General features: G+C 39.6%; 21 protein-coding genes. 7 read left to right on the top strand and 14 right to left on the bottom strand.

All coding sequences use genetic code 11. From position 1 onward, the window contains the following. Window positions 1-40: 40 nt before the first annotated feature. From crcB to lrp, 5 genes are all read right to left on the bottom strand, one after another. Window positions 41-442 carry a fluoride efflux transporter CrcB gene (crcB, locus tag H4J70_RS00215; protein WP_146800116.1) on the bottom strand — a complete coding sequence of 134 codons (402 nt, stop codon included), beginning with the start codon at window positions 440-442 and terminating at the stop codon, window positions 41-43. Next, the gene (locus tag H4J70_RS00210; RefSeq protein ID WP_182221977.1) at window positions 435-1763 is read right to left on the bottom strand and encodes a replication-associated recombination protein A; all 1329 of its coding nucleotides are present in this window, start codon (window positions 1761-1763) and stop codon (window positions 435-437) included. The genes crcB and H4J70_RS00210 overlap by 8 nt, the downstream gene beginning before the upstream one ends. Window positions 1764-1809: 46 nt before the next feature. After that, window positions 1810-2502: an outer membrane lipoprotein chaperone LolA gene (lolA, locus tag H4J70_RS00205; RefSeq protein ID WP_182230892.1), complete on the bottom strand. Its 693-nt coding sequence runs from the start codon at window positions 2500-2502 to the stop codon at window positions 1810-1812. 46 nt (window positions 2503-2548) lie between these two features. Next, window positions 2549-5074: a DNA translocase FtsK gene (locus H4J70_RS00200; protein ID WP_220470349.1), complete on the bottom strand. Its 2526-nt coding sequence runs from the start codon at window positions 5072-5074 to the stop codon at window positions 2549-2551. 140 nt (window positions 5075-5214) lie between these two features. Then, window positions 5215-5697: a leucine-responsive transcriptional regulator Lrp gene (lrp, locus tag H4J70_RS00195; RefSeq protein WP_182244674.1), complete on the bottom strand. Its 483-nt coding sequence runs from the start codon at window positions 5695-5697 to the stop codon at window positions 5215-5217. Window positions 5698-5831: 134 nt separating this feature from the next. Here lrp and ald point away from each other — a divergent pair, with 134 nt between their 5' ends. The 6 genes from ald to infA all read left to right on the top strand — a co-directional run bounded on the left by ald (window position 5832) and on the right by infA (window position 10798). Beyond that, on the top strand, window positions 5832-6953 hold the full coding sequence (gene ald, locus H4J70_RS00190; protein WP_182244675.1) for an alanine dehydrogenase: 1122 nt from the start codon (window positions 5832-5834) through the stop codon (window positions 6951-6953). A 160-nt stretch (window positions 6954-7113) separates the two neighbouring features. Next, complete coding sequence (locus tag H4J70_RS00185) at window positions 7114-7953, top strand: isopenicillin N synthase family oxygenase (RefSeq protein ID WP_070373539.1); 840 nt, start codon at window positions 7114-7116, stop codon at window positions 7951-7953. Window positions 7954-8116: 163 nt separating this feature from the next. Beyond that, window positions 8117-9073, top strand: a complete 957-nt coding sequence (gene trxB / locus H4J70_RS00180; RefSeq protein ID WP_070373538.1) for a thioredoxin-disulfide reductase — start codon at window positions 8117-8119, stop codon at window positions 9071-9073. A gap of 68 nt (window positions 9074-9141) precedes the next feature. Next, complete coding sequence (aat, locus tag H4J70_RS00175; protein WP_231907399.1) at window positions 9142-9792, top strand: leucyl/phenylalanyl-tRNA--protein transferase; 651 nt, start codon at window positions 9142-9144, stop codon at window positions 9790-9792. 1 nt (window position 9793) lies between these two features. After that, the gene (locus tag H4J70_RS00170; RefSeq protein ID WP_182250454.1) at window positions 9794-10495 is read left to right on the top strand and encodes an arginyltransferase; all 702 of its coding nucleotides are present in this window, start codon (window positions 9794-9796) and stop codon (window positions 10493-10495) included. An 84-nt stretch (window positions 10496-10579) separates the two neighbouring features. Then, window positions 10580-10798 (top strand): translation initiation factor IF-1, encoded by a 219-nt coding sequence (infA, locus tag H4J70_RS00165; RefSeq protein WP_011043571.1) that lies wholly within the window; start codon window positions 10580-10582, stop codon window positions 10796-10798. Window positions 10799-10898: 100 nt separating this feature from the next. Here the strand turns inward: infA and H4J70_RS00160 are convergent, their stop codons facing one another. From H4J70_RS00160 to H4J70_RS00150, 3 genes are all read right to left on the bottom strand, one after another. After that, the gene (locus tag H4J70_RS00160; RefSeq protein WP_182215224.1) at window positions 10899-11369 is read right to left on the bottom strand and encodes a low molecular weight protein-tyrosine-phosphatase; all 471 of its coding nucleotides are present in this window, start codon (window positions 11367-11369) and stop codon (window positions 10899-10901) included. Between the two features lie 201 nt (window positions 11370-11570). Continuing rightward, window positions 11571-13106 carry a Na+/H+ antiporter NhaC gene (nhaC, locus tag H4J70_RS00155; protein WP_182250453.1) on the bottom strand — a complete coding sequence of 512 codons (1536 nt, stop codon included), beginning with the start codon at window positions 13104-13106 and terminating at the stop codon, window positions 11571-11573. Between the two features lie 138 nt (window positions 13107-13244). After that, a complete protein-coding gene (locus H4J70_RS00150; RefSeq protein WP_182215228.1) occupies window positions 13245-13700 on the bottom strand; it encodes a hypothetical protein in 456 nt (151 codons plus the stop codon). Window positions 13701-14145: 445 nt separating this feature from the next. Here H4J70_RS00150 and H4J70_RS00145 point away from each other — a divergent pair, with 445 nt between their 5' ends. After that, entirely contained in the window at window positions 14146-14349 is a 204-nt protein-coding gene (locus tag H4J70_RS00145) for a hypothetical protein (protein ID WP_182244678.1), read from the top strand. A 352-nt stretch (window positions 14350-14701) separates the two neighbouring features. Here H4J70_RS00145 and H4J70_RS00140 read toward each other — a convergent pair whose 3' ends face one another. The 6 genes from H4J70_RS00140 to H4J70_RS00115 form a co-directional block, all read right to left on the bottom strand. Continuing rightward, window positions 14702-15430: a PRC-barrel domain-containing protein gene (locus H4J70_RS00140; RefSeq protein WP_182244679.1), complete on the bottom strand. Its 729-nt coding sequence runs from the start codon at window positions 15428-15430 to the stop codon at window positions 14702-14704. A gap of 303 nt (window positions 15431-15733) precedes the next feature. Further along, complete coding sequence (locus H4J70_RS00135; RefSeq protein WP_182244680.1) at window positions 15734-18775, bottom strand: efflux RND transporter permease subunit; 3042 nt, start codon at window positions 18773-18775, stop codon at window positions 15734-15736. A gap of 2 nt (window positions 18776-18777) precedes the next feature. Further along, entirely contained in the window at window positions 18778-19896 is a 1119-nt protein-coding gene (locus H4J70_RS00130) for an efflux RND transporter periplasmic adaptor subunit (RefSeq protein WP_182250452.1), read from the bottom strand. A gap of 88 nt (window positions 19897-19984) precedes the next feature. After that, window positions 19985-20455: a Dps family protein gene (locus tag H4J70_RS00125; RefSeq protein WP_182244682.1), complete on the bottom strand. Its 471-nt coding sequence runs from the start codon at window positions 20453-20455 to the stop codon at window positions 19985-19987. Between the two features lie 225 nt (window positions 20456-20680). Next, the gene (putA, locus tag H4J70_RS00120) at window positions 20681-24505 is read right to left on the bottom strand and encodes a bifunctional proline dehydrogenase/L-glutamate gamma-semialdehyde dehydrogenase PutA (protein WP_182250451.1); all 3825 of its coding nucleotides are present in this window, start codon (window positions 24503-24505) and stop codon (window positions 20681-20683) included. Between the two features lie 133 nt (window positions 24506-24638). Then, complete coding sequence (locus tag H4J70_RS00115; protein WP_182250450.1) at window positions 24639-26324, bottom strand: thiamine pyrophosphate-dependent enzyme; 1686 nt, start codon at window positions 26322-26324, stop codon at window positions 24639-24641. Between the last annotated feature and the right edge of the window lie 48 nt (window positions 26325-26372).

The following is a 26372-nucleotide window of genomic DNA, read 5'->3' as shown; positions in this document are numbered from 1 at the left end:
ATCTACAAGTTAAGTGGTTGTTTATTTATTTTAGCTTTGTTTACTTAGTCGCATAAGTTACTAAGTACAGCCCAATACCAGCAGCAAAAACACATAAGCTGACATTAAGTAATATATTTATCATGCCTTTTAGGAATTCACCTTGTTGCATTAACAAAAGTGTATCCAATGAAAAGGTTGAAAATGTGGTGAAAGCTCCTAGAAACCCGATACCTATAAGGGTTCGGTAGACACTTACTTCAATTACACCATTTTCAATAAGACCATATAAGGTGCCCATGATCAATGAACCGGAAATATTAACCGCCAATGTCGCAAAAGGGAAACCTTTTCCGAGCCAATTCAATATTAATTGCGAAAAATAAAAGCGTAGACTTGCCCCACACGCTCCGCCAAGTGCTACAAATAGATATAATGAAAAGGTACTAATGGTATTAGTCATAACGTTTATTATTACTTTGGTTATTTAATTCATTGAGAAAATTTTGTTTATCTTTTAACTGTTTTTCCAAGCCACGGTCTGTTGGTTGATAAAGCAAGGTATGTTGCAAGGATTCAGGAAAATAATTTTCCCCTGCAGCAAAGCCATTATCTTCATTATGAGCGTACCTATACTCGCTGCCATGACCGAGTTCTTTAGTAATACTACTGGTGGCATTTTTTAAATGAAAGGGGACGTCGAGCTCTGCAGTATTTTTAGCAAGCTCTTTGGCCTGGTTAAAAGCCATATATACGGCATTACTTTTCGGTGCTAAAGCCATGTATACAGTTGCTTGAGCTATAGCTCGCTCACCTTCACTAGGTCCGACACGCTGAAAAGTATCCCAAGCATTAATAGCGAGTTGCATTGCTCTAGGGTCGGCATTACCAATGTCTTCACTGGCGATCGCTAACAGCCGACGGGCGACGTAAAGTGCATCTCCGCCCCCTGCTAATATTCTCGCGTACCAATAAAGTGCGGCATCAGGAGAGCTACCGCGCACAGATTTATGAAAAGCACTGATCAAATCATAAAAGGCATCACCACCTTTATCGTATAAAGCAATTTTATTGCCCGCTACTTGCACAACAGTTTCTAAAGTAATAGTGATTTTGGATCCTGACAGAATATCAACGCAGTTTTCAAAGACATTCAATAGACGTCGTGCATCGCCATTCGCCAAGGTTAATAATTGCTGCTGGGCATTATCGGCAATAGATATCTTAATGTTTTTGCTGTTTTGCTGATTTTCACAAGCGCGCGTTAAAATAATTGATAAATCATCACGCGTTAACTTTTTTAAAGTATAAACACGTGCACGTGATAAAACTGCTTGGTTAAGTTCAAAAGCGGGATTTTCAGTGGTCGCGCCAATAAAAATAATGGTGCCATCTTCAATAAAAGGCAAAAAAGCGTCTTGCTGTCCTTTATTAAAACGGTGAACTTCGTCAACAAATAATACGGTGCGTTTTTTATGGCGAAGTAAACGTTGCTTAGCATTATCTATTGCTTGACGTATATCTTTAATACCCGAGGTTACCGCCGATAAGCGTTCAACCTCGGCATTTGCATGACTAGCGATAATTTCTGCTAAGGTGGTTTTGCCTGTACCCGGCGGCCCCCAAAAGATAACAGAATGACACTTCCCCTGCTCAATCGCGATCGTTAACGGCATACCTGGCGATAAGATATGTTGTTGACCTTGATAATCGGCTAATGTTTTAGGGCGAAGTTTGGCCGCTAATGGTTGAAACTGATCATCGTCATTGTCAGTTTCAATCATTCCTTCATCAGCGAAATCTAAAGGTAAAGAGCCATTAGCGTCGTCGTTAGCGTTGATCATCTAACTCAACACCTTCGGGTATTTTAAAGGTAAATAGTGCACTTTCGGGAACAGTTACTTGGTCAAACTGTGAAAGCTTAAACAGGCTTAACTGCCCTGTTGCGTCTAAAATAGTAAAGCTAGTAAGCATATTACTATTTTTCTTAAAACGTAATTCTAACGTCTTCACTTGGGCATTATTATCATTGGCATGAATGAGGTAATTGTTTTCATCGGTCGAGCTAACACTATAATGTTGCCATAGTGTTGGATCGCTGCTTGTTAATAATAAAATGGGGGTATTGAGTAGCGCTTTTTCTAAAAGATAAGCACTAACCTGCTCTACAAACGGGTCAAAAAACCATAAGGTATCACCATCTGAAACGATTAATGACTCATCTGGTTCTGCCGTTTTCCAGTGTACTAAGTTAGGTTTTTTAACCGCTAGAGTACCCAAAGCGTTTTGTAACTCATTACCTTCGGCATCCAGAACTTGCTGGTTAAAATTTGCCGTAAAATATTCAAGTTTTGCTAATTTTTGTATTAAATTACTTTTAATGATTAGAGCATCGTTGCTTGGCTTTTCTATAACATTGGTCGGTTCATTGAACGGCAAAGCAAAAACGGAGGTACTTGCACTGCTTAATACAACAACAGAAAAAAATGATAAAAGTGCTGTTTTTTTTAGGGAAAAATTCATTCAGTTATCCTTATAACTTGACTACATAAGTCGGGAAAAATAACACCTACAAATCTCTTACAGGTGGTGGTGCCAATACTTCACGGGCACCGTTATGGCCTGGTGAACTTACCACACTTTGGTTTTCCATATCTTCAACAATACGTGCTGCACGGTTATAACCAATTCTAAATTTACGTTGCACACTTGATATGGAGACACGTCGACCTTTAGTGACAAATTCAACCGCCTCGTCATACAAGGTATCAAGTTCAACCGCTTCATCGGCTTCGGCTTGCTCTCCGGGTAATAAAATTTCATTATCAGTATCACCTGACAATATTTCTTCAACATAATTAGGTTCGCCACGAGACTTCCAGTCGGCAACAACAGCATGTACTTCGTCATCGTTAACAAAAGCGCCGTGAACACGCACAGAAACAGCCTCGCCAGGCGGTAAATAAAACATATCTCCCATGCCTAACAGCTGTTCAGCACCTTGTTGGTCAAGAATAATACGTGACTCCATTCTTGATTGTACTCGCAGTGCCATACGGGTTGGAATATTAGCTTTAATTAAACCGGTAATTACATCCGCTGAGGGGCGTTGAGTCGCTAAAATTAAGTGCATACCCGCCGCTCGGGCTTTTTGAGCAATACGCGCAATAAGTTCTTCGACTTTTTTACCTGCAACCATCATCATATCGGCAAATTCGTCAACGAGTATAACAATCGCAGGCAATTTTTCTAACAAAGGCGGCGTTTGCGTAAAAGCATCATTAGGTTGCCAAGTAGGATCGATTAACGGCTCTCCAGCTTCAATAGCATTAAGCACTTTTTCATTGTAGCCTTTAAGGTTACGTACACCCAGAGACGACATAAGTTTATAGCGACGTTCCATTTCACCGACACACCAGCGCAGCGCGTTAGCCGCTTCTTTCATGTCGGTAACCACTTCAGCTAACAAATGTGGAATACCGTTATAAACAGAGAGTTCAACTTGTTTGGGGTCGATCATTATCATCCGCACATCTTCAGGTGTGGATTTATACAATATACTGACAATCATGGTATTAACCGCAACTGACTTACCTGAGCCTGTTGTTCCTGCCACTAATAAATGAGGCATCTTGGCTAGATCGGCTATCACGGGTTTACCTGAAATATCGCTACCAATCGCCATGGCTAAATGGGATCTTGATGCAGCAAATGCCGGGGCAGAAATGACATCAGTAAAATACACCGTTTCTCTATATTTATTGGGTAACTCAACACCAATGACAGATTTACCTTCAATAACTTCAACGACACGGACACTTTTAGCGGATAAAGAACGGGCAATATCTTGCGACAAACCGCTTACTTTACTGGCTTTAACACCTGGCGCTAAATTTAACTCGAAACGGGTAATAACAGGTCCGGGATAAACACCAACGACTTCAGCTTTTACACCAAATTCTAAGAGTTTTTCCTCAACTAGTCGACTGACTAATTCAAGCTCTTTCTCGTCAATAGGGTTTTCAGTCCGGTTGGGGCGATCTAATAAATCAAGCCCCGGTAGTCCTTGGTAAGTTGCGCTATCTCTTTTTACCGCGACCTTTATCGGTTCTTCAACATTGATTGGATCAACTTTCTCAAAGGCAGCCGTTATTTCATCATCGCTAACATGTTCTTGAACATTAAAAGCGAGTGGTTCACCGATAAGGTCATCTATTGCGACAAAGTGCTCAATGTCTTCTTCGAGATCAAAAGAAAGATCTTTTTTACTCGGGGCAATAATGTCTTCATATTCTTGTTCATTTATTGCATCAAAAGCATGATGTAGCTCTTCGTTTTCATCCACTAGATTTTCATCTATTTGAAAACTTGCCGGTTGTTTTTCAGTTAGCTCAGGTAAAGCCACTGGCTGTTCTTTTTTCTCAACAGTACTAACCAATACTTGTTTTTTTACTTTTTCAGTCTTCAATGCAGTGAAGTAGGCTTGTAGTTTTTGAGGTATCGTTAATAAATATTGGGCGAATAGTATTGTATAAGCACCGGTTTTATCAATAAAGGCGATCAATGAGAAACCGGTTAGTAGCACAAAACCAGAGAGGAGAAAGGTCAAGAATAATAAAGTACTACCGACAAAAGAAAAATAAGGCAGCACCGTTTGACTTAACGCGTCACCAATAATACCACCAGCTGAAAAGTAAAAGACATCATCAAAATTCATACTGGCAATTGATGTTATACCAATATAAAAAAGAATAAAGCCAATACACTTTAACCCTAAGGTTAAGTAATCTAATTGAATTAAGCGATGATATTTTTGAAACAATAACCACCCTGTTATTGCAGTAACAAAGGGTAGACTATAAGAAATAAAACCAAATAAGTTTAACAGTAGGTCAGAAATATAAGCACCAACAGCACCGCCTAAATTACGAATAGGTGTTTGATAACCACTTTGAGACCAACCAGGATCAGCGGGGTTAAAGCTAAATAGCGCTAACATAATAAACATGGCAAAAAGAAAAGAAACCAACAAACCAGCTTCTAGTAATCGTTGCACACCATTTAATTTACTTTGAGTAGGAGATTCTGTAGACAATATAATAAACCGAGTTAATAACTATTTTATAGCCATACCACTCAAGTTGCAGTAATACGGGTATGTTTATATACAGTAAAATAACAAACTATTGTAAGGAGTTAAATGTTTAAATCACTTACTTGAGCTCAATGATGCGATTAACGTTTAATCGGTAGAAAATTAGTCGATTTAACCTCTTCCATAACAACATAACTTCTACTTTCGCTTACAGAGGGCAAACGAAGTAAAGTATCACCTAGTAATTCTCGATAGGCGACCATATCTGCAACGCGGGTTTTAAGTAAAAAGTCAAAGTTTCCAGACACTAAATGACACTCTTGTATAACATCAAGGTCATGGACCGCCCTAGAAAAATCATCAAAAACATCAGGACTGGTTTTGGTTAAGGTTATTTCCACTAATACAAGTAATGCAGCTTCAAGCTTTTGGGGGTTTAATATCGCTTGGTAGCCTTTGATATACTTCTCTTTTTCTAATCGCTTAACCCTTTCTAAACATGGTGTTGGACTTAGCCCTACTCTTTTAGACAACTCTATATTGGATATACGAGCATTCTTTTGCAGCTCAATGAGAATATTACGATCGATGCGATCAATAGTTTTGCTTTGAGAAGACGACATTATATAAAACACTACATTTTCTAGTTGTGGCAGGATTATATATCGATATATAAAATATTACGATAGGTTAATTCGAGAATAACGCACTATAATAGCCGCAAATAATATAAATACATTTAACAGGTGAGACGATTATGATTATTGGTGTTCCTAAAGAAATTAAAAACCATGAGTACCGTATAGGCTTAACTCCAGCAGGTGTTAATGAACTAACGGTTAATGGTCATGTAGTGATTGTTGAAAATAACGGCGGCGAATCTATTGGTTTTGAAAACGAGCAATACATAGCAGCTGGTGCCAAAATTATAAACACGGCGGCGGAAATTTTTGCAACCGCTGACATGATAATAAAAGTAAAAGAGCCACAACCTAATGAGTGTAAAATGCTACGCCCAGGTCAAATACTTTTTACTTACCTACATTTAGCACCCGATGCTAAGCAAACTGAATTATTAGTTGCTTCTGGCGCAACCTGTATTGCCTACGAAACGGTAACCTCTGCTCAAGGTGGTTTACCTTTATTAGCGCCAATGTCTGAAGTCGCTGGCCGTATGTCTATTCAAGCAGGTGCTCATGCGCTTGAAAAAGCACAAGGCGGTTTAGGTGCTTTATTAGGTGGTGTTCCGGGTGTTGCTCCTGCGAAAGTATTAATTATAGGTGGCGGTGTTGTTGGTACTCAAGCTGCTCGTATGGCAATAGGTATGGGCGCTGATGTAACGATATTAGATCGTTCATTACCCCGTCTACGTCAATTAGATACTGAATTTGATGGCCGTTTAAAAACAGTTTACTCTACTGCCGATGCGATGGACCAATTAATTGTTGAAGCTGACTTAGTCATAGGCGCGGTCTTAATTCCAGGTGCAGCTGCACCTAAATTAGTAACAAGAGCCCACATCAAAATGATGAAAAAAGGTGCTGTTGTTGTTGATGTCGCGATTGACCAAGGTGGTTGTTTTGAAACATCAAAAGCAACAACTCATCAAGACCCAACGTATGTTGTTGACGACGTAGTACATTACTGTGTAGCTAACATGCCAGGTGGCGTAGCACGCACATCAACAATGGCATTAACTAATGCAACCATGCCATTTGCGGTAATGCTTGCCAATAAGGGTGCAAAACAAGCCATGCTTGACAACGTACACTTAATGAATGGTTTAAACGTATTAGGCGGAAAAATCACTTACCAACCTGTTGCTGAAGTTTTAGGCTACGACTACATACCACCTGAAGTGGCTATAGCGACTTTATAACGACTGAAAATAATACTTTGTGAGTTCTTCATAAAAACAATAAACCTCTGTTATATTTTTAATAGAGGTTTTTTTTACGATGAATCTTAAACCTGACCATTTGGTTAGCTTGTGTTATATTTCAATAAATATCACTAAAATTAGAGTTAGGGAATCAATCATGGAAATTCAGGTTGTCGACTATCAAGATAAAAATGCTGGAAAATTATTTGTTCAAAGCTTAAGAGAAACAGGTTTCGGTGTATTAATTAATCACCCTATTGAGCAACAGCTTGTTGAATCTATTTATAAAAATTGGTATGAATTTTTTAGCGGTGAAGAAAAGCATAACTTAAGTTTTGATCCAAAGAAACAAGATGGCTACTTTTCAACCGAGATATCTGAGACGGCTAAGGGTCATGCAAATAAAGATATAAAAGAATATTTTCATGTTTATCCTTGGGGCAGGATCCCTGATCAACTTAAAGATGAAATACTTACCTATTACCAGAAAGCCTCTGAACTTGCTGCAGAATTACTTGATTGGGTAGAAAAATATAGTCCAGTCGACGTCTCAGAAAAATATTCAGAACAACTAGCGAATATGATAAAAGATACGCCAAATACTTTATTACGTATTTTACATTATCCGCCACTAAGTGGAGATGAAGAACCGGGCGCAGTGAGAGCCGCTGCGCACGAAGATATTAATTTATTAACCATATTACCGGCAGCAAATGAACCCGGTCTGCAAGTACAAAAGCAAGACGGGTCTTGGATTGACGTTCCCAGTGATTTTGGCAGTTTAATTATTAATATTGGTGATATGTTGCAAGAAGCCTCAGGTGGATATTTCCCATCTACCAGCCATCGGGTTATTAATCCTTCAGGTAAGGCCAGTAAAAAGTCTAGAATATCATTGCCGTTGTTTCTTCATCCACGAGACGAAGTCGTCTTGTCTGAACGACATACTCAAAAAAGCTACTTATTAGAAAGATTAAAAGAGCTTGGCGTAAAATAGCGATGAGTGGTGGTGTATAAGGGTTTATATGCCATCACTGTACATTTAACATTGCACTCATAGAAATTTTTATCAAAAAATTAATTTACCCTCTTGAGTTCTTTGCTTAAACTCCCAACTAATACCTTTTAATTATACTTTTTATCAATCTTTGGAGTCATTCATGAGCGAAGCAAGACATTGCCCGTTACTCATTTTAGGATCAGGTCCAGCTGGTTACACTGCTGCAGTTTATGCCGCACGCGCAAATTTAAAACCAGTGATGATCACTGGCATGCAGCAAGGGGGTCAATTAACAACGACCACTGAAGTTGAAAACTGGCCTGGTGATGCCGATGACCTTACGGGTCCAGCATTAATGGATCGTATGCAAAAGCATGCAGAAAAGTTTGATACCGAGATTATTTTTGACCATATCAATGAAGTTGACTTTTCGAAACGCCCTTTTACCTTAAAAGGCGATAGCATGAGCTATACTTGTGATGCACTTATCATTTGTACGGGTGCTTCTGCACAATACCTAGGTTTACCTTCAGAAGAAGCATTTATGGGTAAAGGCGTTTCAGCCTGTGCTACCTGTGATGGTTTCTTTTACCGCAACCAAAAAGTTGCTGTTGTTGGCGGTGGTAATACCGCTGTTGAAGAAGCGTTATATTTATCAAATATTGCCTCTGAAGTTCACTTAGTGCATCGTCGTGAAACTTTTCGCTCTGAAAAGATTTTAACTGACCGTTTATACGAAAAAGTTAAAAACGGCAATATTACCTTACACTTAAATCAAACCTTAGATGAAGTGTTAGGCGATAAAATGGGTGTTACTGGTGTACGTTTAAAAGAAACGCAATCTGACACCACTAAAGATATTGACGTTATGGGTTGTTTTATTGCGATTGGTCATAAGCCAAACACTGATATTTTCAACGACCAATTAGCGATGAAAGATGGCTACTTAACGATACAAAGTGGCACTAACGGTAATGCAACACAGACCAGTGTTGAAGGTGTTTTTGCCGCGGGTGATGTAGCTGACCATATTTATCGTCAAGCAATTACCTCTGCTGGAGCTGGTTGTATGGCAGCCCTTGATGCAGAACGTTACTTAGACGCTAAAGGCTCTTAGTCATTAAAAACCAGATTGTCGCATTACTCGATGTCGATGATCTGGCATTTCCACCCTTAAAGCATGCGTTGATTGAACCTAATGGCTTACTTGCTTTTGGTGGTGATTTATCTGTAGCGCGATTAAAGTCGGCCTATCGAAGTGGTGTCTTTCCTTGGTACAGTGCTGGCGAAGCCATTATGTGGTGGAGCCCAGATCCGCGTGGTATTATCCTAACCGACCAATTACGTATTAATCGCACCTTGCGAAAAGTACTAAAACAACAGAACTTCACCGTAACCTTAAATCAAGCCTTTGACCGTGTTATTCATTATTGTGCCGATGCTCCCTTTCGTAAGGAAGATACTTGGATAGTTGATGATATGTTAGCGGCTTATCAACAACTGCATGACAATGGTGTCGCACATTCGATAGAAGTGTGGATGGATGGTGAATTAGCCGGCGGTTTATATGGCGTGGCAATTAATGGCAGCTTTTCTGGAGAATCGATGTTTTATCGAAAAAGCAATGGTTCTAAAATCGCATTAGTTTATTTAAATGCTTTATTAAAAGGCCAAAACATTCCATTAATTGACTGCCAAATGCTCAACCCTTTTTTAGAAGACATGGGCTGTATTGAGGTTTCACGCTCGCAGTTTATGACATTGAAAGCACAAGCATTAACGGTTTCATTACCACCGGATTTTTGGCTACCCCGCCAACTGACAGAAGAGCCTTAGTATGAGCACAAATTTTCAGTTAGGCATTACCGGTTCGTTTCCTTGTAACTACTTGCCCAACCAAGAAGAACGTTTACTGATTGCAACCGATGAACGTTTACATAACAGTGAACATTATGGTTGGTTAATGTCACAAGGCTTTAGACGCAGTGGTGATCAGATATACCGACCTCATTGTGAACTTTGCTCTGCATGCAAATCTCTGCGGGTCTTAGTTAAGGAATTTTTGTTATCTAAAAGTCAAAAACGAAATATAAAGAAAAATAACCTATTTACTATTAACATTTCAACTGAAAAAAAAGCTATTTATTACCCGCTGTACGAAAATTACATCAATACTTTACATACCGATGGCTCAATGTTCCCCGCGACAAACGATCAATACAATAGTTTTATCCGTTGTAATGTCACAGAGCAGCTCTACCTTGAAATTTGGCATGATAATCAACTTATTAGTGTTGCAGTAACCGATGTACTAAAAGATGCTCTATCAGCCGTATATACCTTTTATCATCCGGATTATAATAAGCACGGCTTAGGCGTGTTTTCTATTTTGCAGCAAGTGTATTTAGCAAAAGATATGCAGAAGAACTTTCTTTATCTGGGTTACCAAATTGATGACTGCAAAAAGATGAACTACAAGGATCGTTATTACCCACATCAAGTATTGATAGAAAACAGATGGCAAACAGTAAATAAATAACACTATAGCTTTACATTCCGGCCTGTTTTCGGCATCATCTGCCCAGATTTTTGTTTATGCACAACTTTAGAGGTTTAGCGCCCAATGGCGAAAGAAGAAAATATTGAAATGCAAGGTACGGTTCTTGATACCTTACCAAATACTATGTTCCGCGTTGAACTAGAAAATGGTCATGTTGTTACGGCACATATTTCAGGAAAAATGCGTAAGAACTACATTCGCATATTAACGGGTGATAAAGTAACGGTTGAATTGACACCGTATGATTTATCTAAAGGCCGTATTATTTTCCGTGCTAGATAATTAAGACCCTATAAAGCTAAAAGCCCTGTGAATAATATTCACAGGGCTTTTTTATTGCTTTAGTTTTAGATCCTTAAACCTAACATTCAATCATTGACGATTAAGCCAGCTTTTTTAATAAGCCGTCGCTAGCATCTTCAACTAAATCTAAGACAAACTTAAATCCCCTCGCCCCACCATAATATGGATCAGGTACTTCTCGTTCTTCAAAATTATCTGCATATTCTAAAAATAATTGAATCTTTTCATGTAAATGCTCTGGTGCTAACTTTTTTAGCTCTTTAACATTTTGCTCGTCCATCGCTAAGACTAAATCAAATTTGGTGAAATCTTCAACAATAACTTTACGTGCTTTAATTTTGTCAAATGAGTAGCCACGTTCAGTACCTATCTTTTGCGCACGATGATCGGGCTTTTCACGCGCATGAGAGCCCGTTGTACCCGCAGAATCTATCGTTAAAGAAATACCCTTTTCTTTAACTTTATGACGAAAGACCGCCTCAGCACTTGGCGAACGACAAATATTGCCCATACAGACAAACAGAATGCTATTTATTTCTTTATAATTCATAAGTTTAGTTACCAATCTCCATGTATTTGACATCTGATCACTAGTGTTTTCATACCAGTAAAATCAATGACTTATGTATTGTTAGTGTATTTAACGAAACTATCTTGAGCTATTTTTATAAGAAGGTAAAGGATAATTCTTGATAGAAAGTTGCTTTACGTCAAACTAAATTCAATGGCGTAATAAATCATATCAACAACACTATGACTTTTTCGTGACTGAATTGTTATCTACATCATCTTTCGCAGTATCTTCAACTTTTGGTGTACCGTTAGCATTAAATTCAGCTATTGCTTCACCAGAAGATTCCCAATGCTCTCTTTCTTCTTCGGTTGCTTTGGGTGAGAATAATCCAGTAAAAGCATAGAAGATCCCAATAAGTGGTGCCAACCAGCAGGCAAAAGCAAGGGGGATATACAAAAGGTTTTCTATATTGCCATCAGCAATACCAAGACCTAGCGCTGAAATTACAAATGCACCACCCGCATTCCATGGAATAAGGGGAGACATTAATGTTCCACCTTCTTCGATTCCACGTGATAGATTTAAGGTTGAATAGCCCATACCACGATAAACAGGCGAGTACATTCGTCCCGGTAAAGCAATCGATAAATAAGGGTCACCGGCAACTAGGTTAGTCGCAAAGGCAGTACCAATCGCTGCGGTTTGAATACCGGCAAAACTACTCACCTTACTTTTAATAGCATTAATAATTGACTTCAAACAACCTGTTTTTTCGAGTGCACCGCCAAAGCCTAGTGCAATTAATATCAAGGAAATGGTCCACATCATCGATTGTATGCCGCCCCTATTTAACAAGCTGTCAATTTCTTCAATCCCCGTACTTATCGAGTAGCCATTATTGGCAAAATCAAAAATTGATTGCAGACTCTGCCCCTGTACAACCATTGCCGTTGCACCACCCGCAACAACGCCAGCGAATAATGATGGCATAGGGGGATATTTTTTTATCGCTAAACCCATGACAACCAAAGCAGGTAATAATACCCATCCTGAAATATAAAAGTTTTCGTCTAGGGTGTTAGTGATAGCGTCAATTCTTTCAAATGAAATGCTTTGAGTGTCGATGACGAAAAATCCCACCAACAAATAGATGATAAGAGCGATGAGCATAGCTGGGATGGTCGTTGCCATCATATTTTTTATATGAGAAAAAACATCGGTTCCAGTCACTGCAGGGGCCAAATTAGTTGTGTCGGAAAGTGGTGATATTTTATCACCAAAAAAAGCACCAGAAACTACAGCGCCAGCTGTCCAATATGCAGGAATGTTAAAACCTTCGCCAATGCCCATTAAGGCCAAACCAACCGTACCGACACTCGCCCAACTAGTGCCAAGAGAAAGTGAAACAACAGCACAAATGACCATACCAGCAGCCAGAAAGATTTCAGGCGAAAGGACCTTTAAACCATAATAAATAATGCTGGGTACTGTACCGCTAGCAATCCAGACCCCAATAATCATCCCAACCGTTATTAAAACAGACACTGAAGGTAAAGCGACGTGAATAACGTGAAAAATTCCTCTTTCAATATCTTTCCATTTCAGCCCTAACTTAATGCCAACAATACTGGTAATGGCTAAACCAATGGCAAGAGGAATGTGTGGCTCAAAAACGCCAAAGTAAAATATTTGTGTCCCAAGAATAAGTAGCGTTAATACGACAGGCGTCAAGGCAAGTAATAAACCCGGATTGGCATTTTTTGTCCGTTTCATTTAAATACCTCATGTTTTGTTATTCATAGATTAGGTGAAGAACAGTCATCGTGATGGGTAAAGCAATAGGCCAATTTAACTTGTTACGGCTTTGAAAGAATCATTACATCGTAGATATAAGGGATAACAAAGGTAGGGTCACACATCATTCATCCTTTGGAGGCCATGCATTATTTGCTGATTTTTTTGATGTAAATTATTGATCAGATCCAGAAGATACTCTTTACTGTAATTGTTGATTATCAAGGGTAAAATGGATCTTAACCACATTTCTATCTTCTCATTTACCTCTAGCATTACAGTGGTTATTGTTTCACTGTTTGCATTAGGAGCTAACGCTAGTGTTTCTATATAAACTAATAATTGTTCGTCAATATCGTCATCAAACCACATTTCAAATGTTTTAATAGGCGCCTCTATCAATGAGGTGATTAAATATTGGTTTCTGACTTTTTGCTTGTCTGTTAAATAATGTAAAAACATTCTAGCGCGCTCTTGCTCTGTCACTTTAAGACTTCTCTCATAAAACGCTAGCGTTGCGGTATTCAATGTTATTAGGTGTTCAAATACTTCACTTAACTGGTGATAACGCATAACTTTCCTTCCTATTCTAAATTTTTGTGAGCCTATTTTCGAAGAACCTAACGATTAACTTATAAATTAAACAACGCCACTTGAATTTTCTGCTTATGAATAATTTAGTCATGTAGGATTTATTTTTACAACTCAAAGTAACAAAATATCAGCCTGCTAGATGTGCGCTAGCGCACATACTTAATTGATGTAGCAGAACAAAAATCAATTTTTAGCATTATAAAAAGCCTAAAGGGAGATATGTTACTTATACCGCTAATATACACATTTAAATATAACCTAGACTACTGAGAATATAGCAATACAGGGGGTAGTAGCTTTGTAGATAAGAAAACCGTTAAGTTTTGTGTGATGGCGTACATATTTATTTTCACATTCCGTGCAAAATAATAGCCGTAACCTATAACTTAACTAATTTAACAAAACTGAACTATTGGGATTTAATATGAGCAATGAAAACGAACGCAGTATCGCGACCTTTGCGGCTTTAAAAACTTGCATAGCAAATGGAGAAACACAATCAGTAAAAGAATTATTAGCAAAGCAGCCAATACATGCACTTGAAAAAAGCTATCTTATTGACTTAGCAAAATTAAATAACAATCCTACTATAATAAAACTCATTGAAGAAAGCCCAATAAACGAATGAATTAATTAAAACTTAACATCACAATTTAAAGAGTTCCAGATGCAAGCACCAATGCATTCAATTGAATGACTTTTTAATCAACAGGGCTAGCAAGGAACAAGAAAGGCTAATATCTATTTTATTGATTATCTAATTTTATTGGTAACAATGCGCCTATAGCCAGCGATGTTAAGCGACACGAAACAGCTTTATGGTCTGAAATAGTCGCGCAACTTAACCTGTTACTACGTTAGAGTTTAACGAAAATTTCTAGCTTAAGAATGGAGAAGGTATCGTAATATATTATCCATTTTTGTTAGCCAACGCTTATTTACCTTGGCTAACGGTAACCCTTAACAAAGTTTAATAACTTTTAATAATACTTACGGAGCTCGTTTTCATATTCTGGGTCAATAAACCGCTCTTGATCGAATGGTGGATTTTCCATTATTTTCTCAGCGTTTACATTAACGGTTATATAAGAGTCAGTCCAATTGACTGCCTCAATACATTTATGACTAATCAAAACCTTGCGACCACCGGGTGCCCAATTACGCGTATCTATGACGATATACGAAATAGTCCAATTATCGTCATTTAAAATAAAGTCTTTAATATGGCCAATTTTTTGATCTTTCGCATAGATCTCAAATTTCTTAACATCATTGGTTGAATGTAAATGCCAATCTTCTGATTTTACTTGAGTATTATCCTTAGATAACTTTGTATCAACTAGGGGGTTGGGACTAGGAGAAGTTCTCCATAATCCTTCGTTCATCCAATAGTAAGCATAACCGTAGAATTGAAATAATTCAGTTTCATATTGATGAGATATTTGTTGGTGTTCCTCAAGTGGAGGACTATTTTTAATTTTTTGTTGAGTTAAATCAACAGGGAATTTGTACTGTTCCCACTGAGGTTTTTGCAGTGAGATGGTGCTGATTAATATTTTTCGTTCTCCACAGAGCCACTTTTTAGTATCAGGAACTATGTAACGTATTACCCATAATTTATCGTCAAAGAGGAAATCTTTACAAAGACCTATTGTTTTGTCGATACCTTGTAATTGAAAACGCATAAGTTCATTGAGACTTCGTAACATTGTCCTACCCTTCTATATTAATTAAGCTTTAATTTTCGAAAGTCATGGCTTATATCATACTCGGTCAGTTATTTTTCGTATGTACGTCAACACACTTAGCAGTGATATTTTCACTCAAAAACATGGAGATAATATTTATACCTGTTATCAATCAAGCACCTGAAACATGCATTTTGATTGGTAGCGGGTACATACCCTTGTTCTACTCGATATAGATATAAATCATGGTAGATTCAATCAACGTGAACTTTCTTAAAAAGAAAGTTCACTCTTAGATGATGATAGCTTTATCGTTGGAGGTCCTTATGTTTCCTGATTTGACGTCTTAATTTTCTTTGCTAACACAATGTAGAACGCTGGCAACACGTACAGTGTTAATATAGTACCAATACCAAGCCCTGCAACAATAGTAATACCAATCGCAAAGCGCGACTGTGCGCCTGGACCCACTGCAATTAACAGCGGGATCATAGCCACAATAAGTGCCAGCGACGTCATAATAATGGGTCTCAAGCGAATCGCAGCCGCTTCAATGACCGCGTCGCGTTTGTCGCGCCCTCGCTGTTGTAGAGTATTCGCGAATTCCACGATGAGAATACCATTTTTTGCGACTACACCAATCAGAGTGATCAGGCCCACTTGCGTATAAATATTCATTGAAGCAAAACCAAGCATAATAAAAGCCATAGCGCCGGCAATAGACATAGGTACAGACACCAGTATAATAAGTGGATCGCGCCAACTCTCAAATTGCGCCGCCAGCACAAGGTAGATAACGAGTAACGATATAAAGAAGGTAACGATTAGTGCGCTACCAGAATTTTCGAATTGTCTAGACTCGCCCTTAAAATCGTAGCTAAAGCCGCGTGGCAAGATATCAGCAGCCCTGGCTTTCATAAAACCAACAGCATCTCCCATGGGTACTGATGGCACGGGAATACCTTCAATTGTTATCGAATTTAGCTGATTAAATTGTGTCCTTGACGAGGGTTCAACATCATGTTCGAAATTAACGACCGAACCAAGTGGAACCAACTCGCCAGAATCAGCGCGGATGTAATAATCGTTTATTGCCAGTTCACTATCTCTAGCATAACGCTCAACCTGAGGAATAACTTCGTAAGAGCGCCCTTCCATATTAAAACGATTAATATAGCCACCACCAAGCATACTACTGAGCTCCTGACCGATTTCTTCCATCGACAAACCTAAATCTGCAGCGCGATCTCTGTCAACCTTTACCCGAGTAACTGGCTTGTCGATATCGATTGATTTTTGCACGAAGGTAAAATTGCCACTTTGCATGGCGGCTCCAACCAATTCATCTGCCACCTGGTTAAGCTGATTAAAATCACTCCCTGAAGTCACTACAAACTGAAAAGGTAAACCACCACTGGAACCAGGCAAGGAGGGGATCGGAAATAATGCTGTTTTTAAACCAGTAATATTTGCCACAGATGCCTGTAGTTGAGGCATTATGTCGAACTGCGATATATCACGTTCACTCCAAGGTTTCATTTTGAAACCACCAAATACAGCATCGGAACTTGTCATACCCACCAACATAAATGTCTCGTCGTAGCCTGGCACCTGCTCAAACGCTGTCTGCATTTCCGCGCCATACTTTTGCAAGTATTCAAGGGTAGCTGTCTGTGGTCCTTTGCCCTGAAATAGGATAATGCCACGATCTTCAGTGGGTGCCAGCTCTTTCTCACTTAACATGACCATAAAAAATATCGACACGAGAACAACCAATGCAAACATGATCACAGGTGACACGGCCTTAACAACGATAGTCAATGAGCGCTGATAAACGTTGGCGAGCTTTTCAAACAAGCCTTCTACAGCACTTTCAAAACGCGACGACTCTCCATGAGGTTTCAGTACCTTGCTAGCTAGCATAGGCGATAAGGTCAAGGCGATGATCCCTGAAATAACGACCGCACCTGCAAGCGTGAAAGCAAACTCAGTAAATAGCGAGCCAACTAGCCCTCCCATAAAGCCAATAGGTGCATAAACAGCCACCAGCGTGATTGTCATCGCAATAATTGGACTTGCCATTTCACGGGCGCCAATGATCGCAGCTTCCTTCTTTGACTTACCATTAACGATGTGACGATGGATATTTTCGACAATAATAATAGCATCGTCGACGACTAAGCCAATGGCCAAAACAAGTGAAAGTAATGTCAGTAAATTGAGTGAGAAACCCAGTACAAGCATTATAAAGGCACCACCAATCAGTGAGAGTGGAACCGCTAGTGATGGAATGATGGCAGCGCGAAGGGAACCAAGACACAAAAACACAATAACAAGCACAATACCTATTGCCTCGATCAGCGTTTTAATGACCTCATTAATTGAATCGTCGATAAATTCTGATGCATCATAAGGCAGTTCAACCAGCAAACCAGACGGTAGTTGAGATTTAATCTCAGGTAGAAGTTCTTTTACCCGTTCTGCCACAGACAGCGGATTTGAGCCAGGAGAGAGGCTAATAGCCACGTAGGTCGATGGTTTTCCTTTGTATAACGCAATGTTTTCGTAGGTTTGCGATCCAAGTTCCACCCTCGCAACATCCTTGAGACGAATAATCGTGTCTTCAGTTGATTTGATAACAAGATTCTTGAACTGTTCAGTGTTAGAAACGTCAGTGTTACTGGTAAGACTAATCTTTATTAACTCTCCTTTTGTTTGTCCAACACCAGAGAGATAATTGTTTTCGCGCAGGGTCTGAACAATCTCGGTCGAGGTAAGATTAACCGCAGCAAGTCTTTGGGGGTCTAACCAAACTCTCAGAGCAAAACGCCGTCCTAAAAGTTCAGCTTTACCCACACCCGATAGTGCCTGTAGTTTTGGCTGTACTTCACGAGCAAGATAATCGGTGATTTCTGGTACCCGCATAGTCTCACTGAAGAAAGCAATGTACATAAGCGCGCGACCTTCACCTGTTGTCGAATTAATAACAGGGTCTTGAGCGTTTACAGGTAATGCGTTCCGCTGACTAGCGACTTTAGATTGGATCTCGGCCAACGCGTCATTAGCATCGTAATTAAGTTCCATCTGTGCTTCGATAGTTGAAAACCCCTGCGTGCTCGAAGAGCTTAAGAAGTCGATGCCTTTAGCTTCGGCGATGGCCTGTTGCAAAGGTTGGGTGATAAACCCCTGAATTAGTTCGCTGCTAGCACCTGGATATGCAGTCGTAACCGTGACTTTAGTGCTTTCTAGCAAAGGATATTCGCGGATCTCCATTTCCATGATGGATCGCACACCAACCAGTAATATCAGCAAACTTACTACCGTGGATAAAACGGGCCGTTTTATGAATATGTCTGTAAAACGCATGGCTATTTTACTCCTGTGCTAACAGAAGCAGGGTCGAGTGAGGAGTCGTTCTGCTTGATTTTTACTTGCTGGCCAGCCCTGAGGCGCAAGAGGCCTGAGCCAACAATACGCTCTCCAGCTTCAAGTCCTTGCTTAACTTCTGTCATACTTCCTCGTTTAAAACCTGTTTCTAATGTTCGGCGCTCAGTAACCAGTTGACCCGCTGAATTTTCTGTTAATACATAGGCAAAGTTACCGTAGGTGTTGAATGATATTGACGTGTTTGGGATCGCTACCACCTCTCGAGGACCTTCTGCGAAGGTTCTGACAGTAGCAAACATTCCAGGTTTGAGTCCTTGTTGTAAATTAAGAAGCTGAGCACGTAATTTAACGGTGCGTGTTTCAGGTGTGACCGAACTGTTGATAGCGGTAACGGACCCCTTAAATACCTCGGAACCTTTTGCCGCAACAGTGACTTCAACAGGGTCTGCTATGTCAACACTTCGCAGCTCTTTTTCAGAAAGTGTATATTCAACAAGAATTGGGTTAAGCATATTGATTTCAACGATAGGCGTACCTACGAATAGATATTGGCCAATGTCGGCTAAACGGAGCCCGAGAACACCATTGAAAGGTGCTGTAATGACTTTTTTGCCAAGCTGAGCCTCTGCCTCTTGCACTCTTGCTCTGGCAGAATCTTCCGCAGCCTTAGCTTTATCATAGGCTAACTGTGAAACAGCTCGTTTGGAAATCAGATCGACGTTATGTTGAAACTCCTTCGATGCAAGCTGTTCCTCAGCCCTACTTTTTTTAAGTATGGCTTGCTCTATTTCGCTATTCAGGCGAATAAGGATATCACCTTTTTCAACACGCTGACCCGATTCGAATAAGACCTCAGTTATAACGCCTGGCATCTCATTAGCGATCCGAACACCATTTATAGCCCTAATACTGCCAATTGATTGAATGCTCGTTTGCCAGGTAGCCATAACAACCTCTGTGGCTTCAACAACCGCAGGTGGTCGTGGCTGCGAGAACTTCGCCTTTATTTGCTCTAGTTGATAAAACTTGTAGCTGAATACGCCACCAAGCAAAACAAGCAGTAAAACAATAGCCATTGCAAAGCGAGAAAAAGTGCCCATTCTGGTGATCCTTTTAAATAAAATAGGTGAATAACGTTGAAATATATAACGAATTTAATTTCAAAACATTGAAAGGTAATTACTCAAGCTACTTATTTGAAGCTCTTAGCATCCACGATGTTTTTTCATGAATTCGCATTCGGTCAGAGACAAGAGATACCGTTGATTCATCGTCTAATTGATGAGCCACTTTTAAAACGTCACGTGCGGTCTTTATAAGTGTTTCATGCCCAACAGTTAATACTGCAATCATTTCTGTGGCATTAGGAACACCATCCACCTCGTGGATTGAGCTTAATCTGGAAAATTCTTTATAAGTGCCTGGCGCGGCAACATCAAGCGTTCTAATACGTTCTGCAATGTCGTCTACAGCAATTGCTAATTCTGTATATTGATCCTCAAACATTAAGTGTAACTCTCTAAACCTCAACCCCGTAATATTCCAGTGAAAGTTATGTGTTTGTAAATAAAGCGTATAAGAGTCTGCTAGTAATTTTTTTAATCCTTCAGCGATTTTACTTCTATCTTTTTCATCAATACCAATATCAATGGTGCTCATAATTACTTTTCCTTTTTTCATTAAAAAAATCAATATAGGGAGGCGATTTTTGCCGCCCCACCAAAAACATAGTGTACGACTTTATCGATTTAGGCTCTGTGCGATATCGAACCAAAAACGTTTGGCTGATGAGTATACGGGGGATAACTCTATTGGCTTTAGGTTGCCTGCCGATAGTTATTGTAGATTTATAACAATATCTAACGGCTAACAATGGATTATTAACTAATATTCTTCCTCTAAAGTCATAAGCGATGTGTTACCACCAGCAGCGGTCGTATCAATGCTAACTGATTTTTCTGTTAATAGACGCTGAATTAAATTATCCAAATATTCTGAACTGATCACCGGTAATATTGCGCCTTGACGTTCAGCTAACTTCTCACTGATATAATGTTTTCGGTCGCAATGACTATCAACAACAACACCTGACAAAGCAGGATGCGCTAACAGCGCTGATAAATGACATAACTTGGCAACTTGAAAAACATTTTCATCTTCGCCTGTTGCAACAAACTTATCTCTAAAGGCTAAAGCTTCCTCATAAAATAAATCAGAGACAACCGTAATAACGGTATTACCCGTCGCCAACGCCGTTATAATAGACATCAACAAAAACTGAAAGCTGACATTTTTATCCGCAAAGCAAATAATATTACCGCGGTTTTCTAAATACAACATATTAGACTCACCTGTTGGCCCAGGTAGAGTTAGTGGTTTATTAAGGTGTTTTTCAATACGTATTAATTGTTCACGAGCCGCTGTTAACGTAAGATTTAGGTCATCAAATAAATCATCAACAATATCAACATCAGCAATTTTGGCTAACAATTGACGCACGCAAGAAATACGGGGATTTAACTCAGTTAAACGCCAGCATTTTTGCGCAACATCGGCCTTATCCATAAGTAAAACTGCCTCTTTTTTAGCTTTTTCATCTCCCTCTAACACTTCCTCTTGTGAGGGCGATACATTAAGTTTCGCCGCATCAGGGGTAGATTTTTCTTTCACTAAGCGCGTTAAATAATTGGGCCCCCCTGCTTTTGGCCCAGTACCAGAAAGACCTCGACCACCAAAAGGTTGTACACCAACAATGGCGCCAATTATATTACGGTTGATATAAACATTACCGGCACGTGACCGCTTAGCTAAATCAAAGGCACGGTGTTCAATACGTGTATGAATACCCATGGTTAAACCAAAACCTGTACCATTAATTTTATCGATAACCCCTTCTATCTCATTACCTTTAAAACGTACAATGTGCACACAAGGACCAAAGACTTCTTTTTCTAACACGCTAATATCTTCAATTTCATAAAGACGCGGGGCAAAAAAGAAATGCTCATTATTTTCTACCTCGGCAGATATTTCACATTGGTATAATAACTGACCATGTGTTTTCATATAATCGCTGTGCGCATTTAAAACGCCGAGTGCTTTTTTATCTATAACAGGCCCTACATCAGTGCTTAAGTACGCTGGATTACCGACATGTAATTCTGCTAAGGCACCCTTAAGCATAGTAATAACATTATCAGCGATGTCTTCTTGTAAAAATAATACCCGAAGCGCAGAACAGCGTTGACCTGCCGATTGAAATCCTGAAGAAATAACATCGTCAACAACTTGCTCAGGCAAGGCAGTTGAGTCAACTATCATACAATTTTGTCCACCCGTTTCAGCGATGAAAGGCACCTGATCGCCACCTCTATCAGCCAAGGTTTGTGAAATTATTGTCGCTGTGTCACTAGAGCCAGTAAAAATAACGGTTTTAATACGATCATCCGGAATAATTACACTACCCACTTTACTACCACGGGCAATAACCTCTTGTACAACGCCTTCAGGTAGTCCAACAGATTTCATCAGTTCAATGGTGCGCAGCGCAATCAAACTGGTTTGTTCAGCGGGTTTTGCCAATACAGTATTACCCGTAACAATGGCTGCAGCGATCTGCCCTAAAAATATCGCTAAAGGAAAATTCCATGGGCTGATACAGAGCACTACACCACGAGCTTCGAAACGTTCGTCTTCCGCAAGATTAATAGCTTTTTCAGCATAATAACGACAAAAATCAACCGCTTCACGTACTTCATCGATGCCATCTTGAGCTGTTTTACCCGCTTCTTTAATACATAAGGCGATAAGCTCGTCCATATGATGTTCAAGAATATCGGCAACGCGGCACAATAACGCTGCGCGTTCAGATACTGGTGTTTGTGACCATGATGAAAATGCTGTTTTAGCCAACGTTATCATTGCCAGCATTTCATCTTCGTTGTGATGACGATAAAAGCCTATTATTTCAGTTTGGTTGGCAGGATTATTAACGGCAAAAGCCCCTTTTGGAACGTTACTTTCAGAGAGTAGATGATCAGTAAACCAGCTATCTAAAAACGACTTCAAGGGTGTGATTGTATTAATATCAGCTAAATCGACGCCTTTAGAGTTATCACGACCGAGACCTTTTTCATCATGGTATAAAGCTATGGGTTTGGTGATTTGGGTGTTATATTTATCTTTTAAACGCTGCGTTTTTTCAACGGGATCTCTCAGTAAAGATTCAACAGGTTGAGTCTCATCAACAATGGCATTAACAAAAGAAGAGTTAGCACCATTTTCTAGCAAACGCCGCACTAAATAAGCTAATAGCTCTTCATGATGACCAACTGGGGCGTAGATGCGACATTGAATATTTTCACTAGAAACTATTTGATCATACAAAGAGTTCCCCATGCCATGTAAACATTGAAATTCAAAACCCTCTTTATTGCCATCAACGAGTTCAAGAATGGCGGCAACAGTGTATGCATTATGCGTAGCAAACTGTGGATAAATGGTATCTCTATAAGCTAATAATTTTTTTGCACAAGCGCGGAAAGAAACATCAGTAGAAGATTTTCGTGTAAATACAGTGAAATGCTGATGACCCTCTTTTTGAGCCTTTTTAATTTCAGTATCCCAATAAGCCCCTTTTACTAGGCGGACCATCATTTTTCGGTCAACTCGCACCGTTAATTCACGTAACCAATCAACGACAAAAATAGCCCGCTTTTGATAAGCTTGTAATGCCATACCAAAGCCAGTCCAATTTGCTAAATCACTATCACTAAAAACCGCTTCAATAATATCAAGTGATATATCTAAGCGTTCAGACTCTTCGGCATCAACGGTTAAACCAATATTGTAGCTTTTAGCTTGTAAACAAAGCGCCTTAAGTTTTGGCACAATTTCAGCCATAACGCGTTCTTTGTGGTTAAATTCATAACGAGGGTGAATTGCAGAAAGTTTCACTGAAATACCAGGAACTTTACGAGGATCATCTTTACCCGTAGCACGCGCTACATTCCCAATCGCCTCTATTGCCTCTTGATAAGCTTTAAAATACTTATCAGCATCATTCATCGTACGGGCACCTTCACCGAGCATGTCAAATGAATAGACATAGCCTTGCTGCTCTTTATCGGCAGCACGCTCAGTTGCGGCAATGATTGTATCGCCCATCACAAACTGCTTACCCATAATTTTCATGGCGTAGTTCATTGATTTACGAATAACAGGTTCACCTAAACGACCAACAATCTTTTTCAATAAACCAAAGCTTTCCTTTTTGCGTTTATCGGCATAATTCACCATAGTGCCGGTAATTAACAAGCCCCATGACGAGGCATTAACGAACAATGAATCGCTGCTGCCTAAATGACTGTTCCATTGCCCTTGAGAAATTTTGTCACGAATTAAAGCATCTTGAGTATGTTTGTCTGGTACTCGTAACAAGGCTTCGGCCAAACACATTAAGACCACACCTTCTTCACTTGATAGGGTGTATTCTTTTAATAAGGCGTCTATTGCACCATTACCTGACTCGACTTTACGAATTTGAACAGCCATTTTACGCGCTCTTTCCCACGCTCGACTTCTGGCACCAACATTTACTTCTGCCAATGGTAAGATATGATCTACCGCGATTTTTTCATCGATACGGTAAAACTCACGAATTTTTTGACGAAGAGGACAGTCTGTATTAAACGAACCATTGAAAAGCATATAGTTATCCTTAAAAAATTATTAAATAGTCTTTTGTAATCACTTAAGTGATTACAATTTAATTTATGCTACGAATGCTTTGTTAGCTCTTTGTCAATCATCGCCGACAAGATACGTAACAAAGTCTGTCCTTTTAATTTAAAAACTCTTTAGCTTTAGCAATCGAATAATTTACTGCTTGTGACAGTTCAAGTTTGGGCGGCATAACCAATTCATTTGGATCGATATGGACATCAAGCACACAGGCCTCAGTACTAGTAAATGCCTCTTTCAATGCGTCGACTAGCATTTCAGGGCGTTCTACACTCCAACCCTCACCACCACATAATCGAGCAAATTCAGCAAAATCTGGATTTTTTAATGCCGTTTTATAATTGGGGTAACCGCTGCTTTCTTGTTCGAGTTGAATTAGTCCCAATTTGGCATTGTTAAAAATAATAACCTTTATCGGTAATTTACGATTGACCACGGTAATAAATTCTTGCATTAACATACTAAAACCACCATCCCCGATAAGTACTATTACCTGCCGGTCAGGAAATTTTAATTGTGCGCCTATCGCGCCAGCCATGCTAAATGCCATCGTGGCCAAGTTACCTGAAAGGGTAAATAGTTGGTGTTCAGTTACGGGTAAATGACGTGCGGCCCACGCAGTCACCGTGCCAGTATCACAAAGAAAAATTGCATCTTTGTTGGCAAGCTCGCCGATTGTTCGTGCTAGAAACTGCGGTTTTATTGGCGCTACTTGCGAGCTTTCTTTTTCGCCTTGTTCTCTTGACCATTTCATTTTCTGGTGACGACATTCATCAAGAAAATTTTTGTCATCTTTTTGGGGTAAATCAATAATTAATTGCTCTAGCACCTCACTTACCTCTCCAACTATAGATACATCGACAGGGCAACGTCGACCTATGTGTCGAATATCCTTGTCCACTTGAATGACTTTCGCTTTTCCAGGGTAATATTCTTTGTAGGGAAAATCAGTACCGAGCATAATAAGTAAATCACAATTATTTATTGCCTCAATTGATGGTCGCGTACCAAGTAAGCCAAGTCCTCCTAAGGAATATTCATGCTCATCTGGCAGTAATACTTTTGCTTTTAATGTTCTAATAAGTGGTGCATTGCATTTTTTCAACAAAGTAAGTAGCTGTTGACGCGCTGGAATAGCCCCTACGCCCGCAAGAACTACAATTTTATTAGCTTGCTGAATTAGGCTAAGTGTATTGTTTAATGATGATGCTAAAGGTTTTGTACTGCCCTTTTCAGTGCCAGCGATTGGATGACAAGTAATACCTGCTTCTATTTGCTCCGTGGCCACATCTACAGGTAGGGCAATATGAGCAACTCCGCTTTCAGTAATCGCACTATTACACGCTTGCTGGATGATCTCAGGGACACGATCAGCAGCAAACAAGGTTTGATTAAACACAGCGACATCAGAAAAAAGAGCGGATGAATTGATTTCTTGATGTGAGTTATTACCTATTTCAGAACGCGGTAACTGCCCCGTTATCGCTAGGACAGGTGCATGGTCGAGCTTAGCGTCGTACAAGCCATTGAGTAAATGTATGGCTCCACCTCCAGCAGTACCAACACAAACGGCAAGCTTACCGGTTAATTTTGCTTGGGCTGATGCGGCAAACGCCCCACTTTCTTCATGACGGACCTGTATGAATTCTATCTTTCCATTGCGGCGTATAGCATCCATCAAATCATTAATCGCATCACCTGGAATACCAAAGACATGGCGGACACCATATTTGTAAAGTGTCTCTACAATGTGGTCGACAACTTTACGTTTTTTGATTGTAGACATGTATTCCCCTTTCAATTTCAAATAAGTTCATCGATATTTACTTTAATT

The organism is Colwellia sp. BRX8-9, from assembly GCF_014077245.1.
Lineage (GTDB): Bacteria > Pseudomonadota > Gammaproteobacteria > Enterobacterales > Alteromonadaceae > Colwellia_A.
The sequence above is the reverse complement of the archived record's forward strand: the minus strand, read 5'-3'. Positions and strand labels throughout refer to the sequence as shown.

Bases quoted from the DNA above. Each gene is read 5' to 3' on its own strand.
- crcB (WP_146800116.1), bottom strand. From the start codon at position 442: ATGACTAATACCATTAGTACCTTTTCATTATATCTATTTGTAGCACTT.
- H4J70_RS00210 (WP_182221977.1), bottom strand. From the start codon at position 1,763: ATGATTGAAACTGACAATGACGATGATCAGTTTCAACCATTAGCGGCC.
- lolA (WP_182230892.1), bottom strand. From the start codon at position 2,502: ATGAATTTTTCCCTAAAAAAAACAGCACTTTTATCATTTTTTTCTGTT.
- lrp (WP_182244674.1), bottom strand. From the start codon at position 5,697: ATGTCGTCTTCTCAAAGCAAAACTATTGATCGCATCGATCGTAATATT.
- ald (WP_182244675.1), top strand. From the start codon at position 5,832: ATGATTATTGGTGTTCCTAAAGAAATTAAAAACCATGAGTACCGTATA.
- H4J70_RS00185 (WP_070373539.1), top strand. From the start codon at position 7,114: ATGGAAATTCAGGTTGTCGACTATCAAGATAAAAATGCTGGAAAATTA.
- trxB (WP_070373538.1), top strand. From the start codon at position 8,117: ATGAGCGAAGCAAGACATTGCCCGTTACTCATTTTAGGATCAGGTCCA.
- H4J70_RS00170 (WP_182250454.1), top strand. From the start codon at position 9,794: ATGAGCACAAATTTTCAGTTAGGCATTACCGGTTCGTTTCCTTGTAAC.
- infA (WP_011043571.1), top strand. From the start codon at position 10,580: ATGGCGAAAGAAGAAAATATTGAAATGCAAGGTACGGTTCTTGATACC.
- H4J70_RS00160 (WP_182215224.1), bottom strand. From the start codon at position 11,369: ATGAATTATAAAGAAATAAATAGCATTCTGTTTGTCTGTATGGGCAAT.
- nhaC (WP_182250453.1), bottom strand. From the start codon at position 13,106: ATGAAACGGACAAAAAATGCCAATCCGGGTTTATTACTTGCCTTGACG.
- H4J70_RS00150 (WP_182215228.1), bottom strand. From the start codon at position 13,700: ATGCGTTATCACCAGTTAAGTGAAGTATTTGAACACCTAATAACATTG.
- H4J70_RS00145 (WP_182244678.1), top strand. From the start codon at position 14,146: ATGAGCAATGAAAACGAACGCAGTATCGCGACCTTTGCGGCTTTAAAA.
- H4J70_RS00140 (WP_182244679.1), bottom strand. From the start codon at position 15,430: ATGTTACGAAGTCTCAATGAACTTATGCGTTTTCAATTACAAGGTATC.
- H4J70_RS00135 (WP_182244680.1), bottom strand. From the start codon at position 18,775: ATGCGTTTTACAGACATATTCATAAAACGGCCCGTTTTATCCACGGTA.
- H4J70_RS00130 (WP_182250452.1), bottom strand. From the start codon at position 19,896: ATGGGCACTTTTTCTCGCTTTGCAATGGCTATTGTTTTACTGCTTGTT.
- H4J70_RS00125 (WP_182244682.1), bottom strand. From the start codon at position 20,455: ATGAGCACCATTGATATTGGTATTGATGAAAAAGATAGAAGTAAAATC.
- putA (WP_182250451.1), bottom strand. From the start codon at position 24,505: ATGCTTTTCAATGGTTCGTTTAATACAGACTGTCCTCTTCGTCAAAAA.
- H4J70_RS00115 (WP_182250450.1), bottom strand. From the start codon at position 26,324: ATGTCTACAATCAAAAAACGTAAAGTTGTCGACCACATTGTAGAGACA.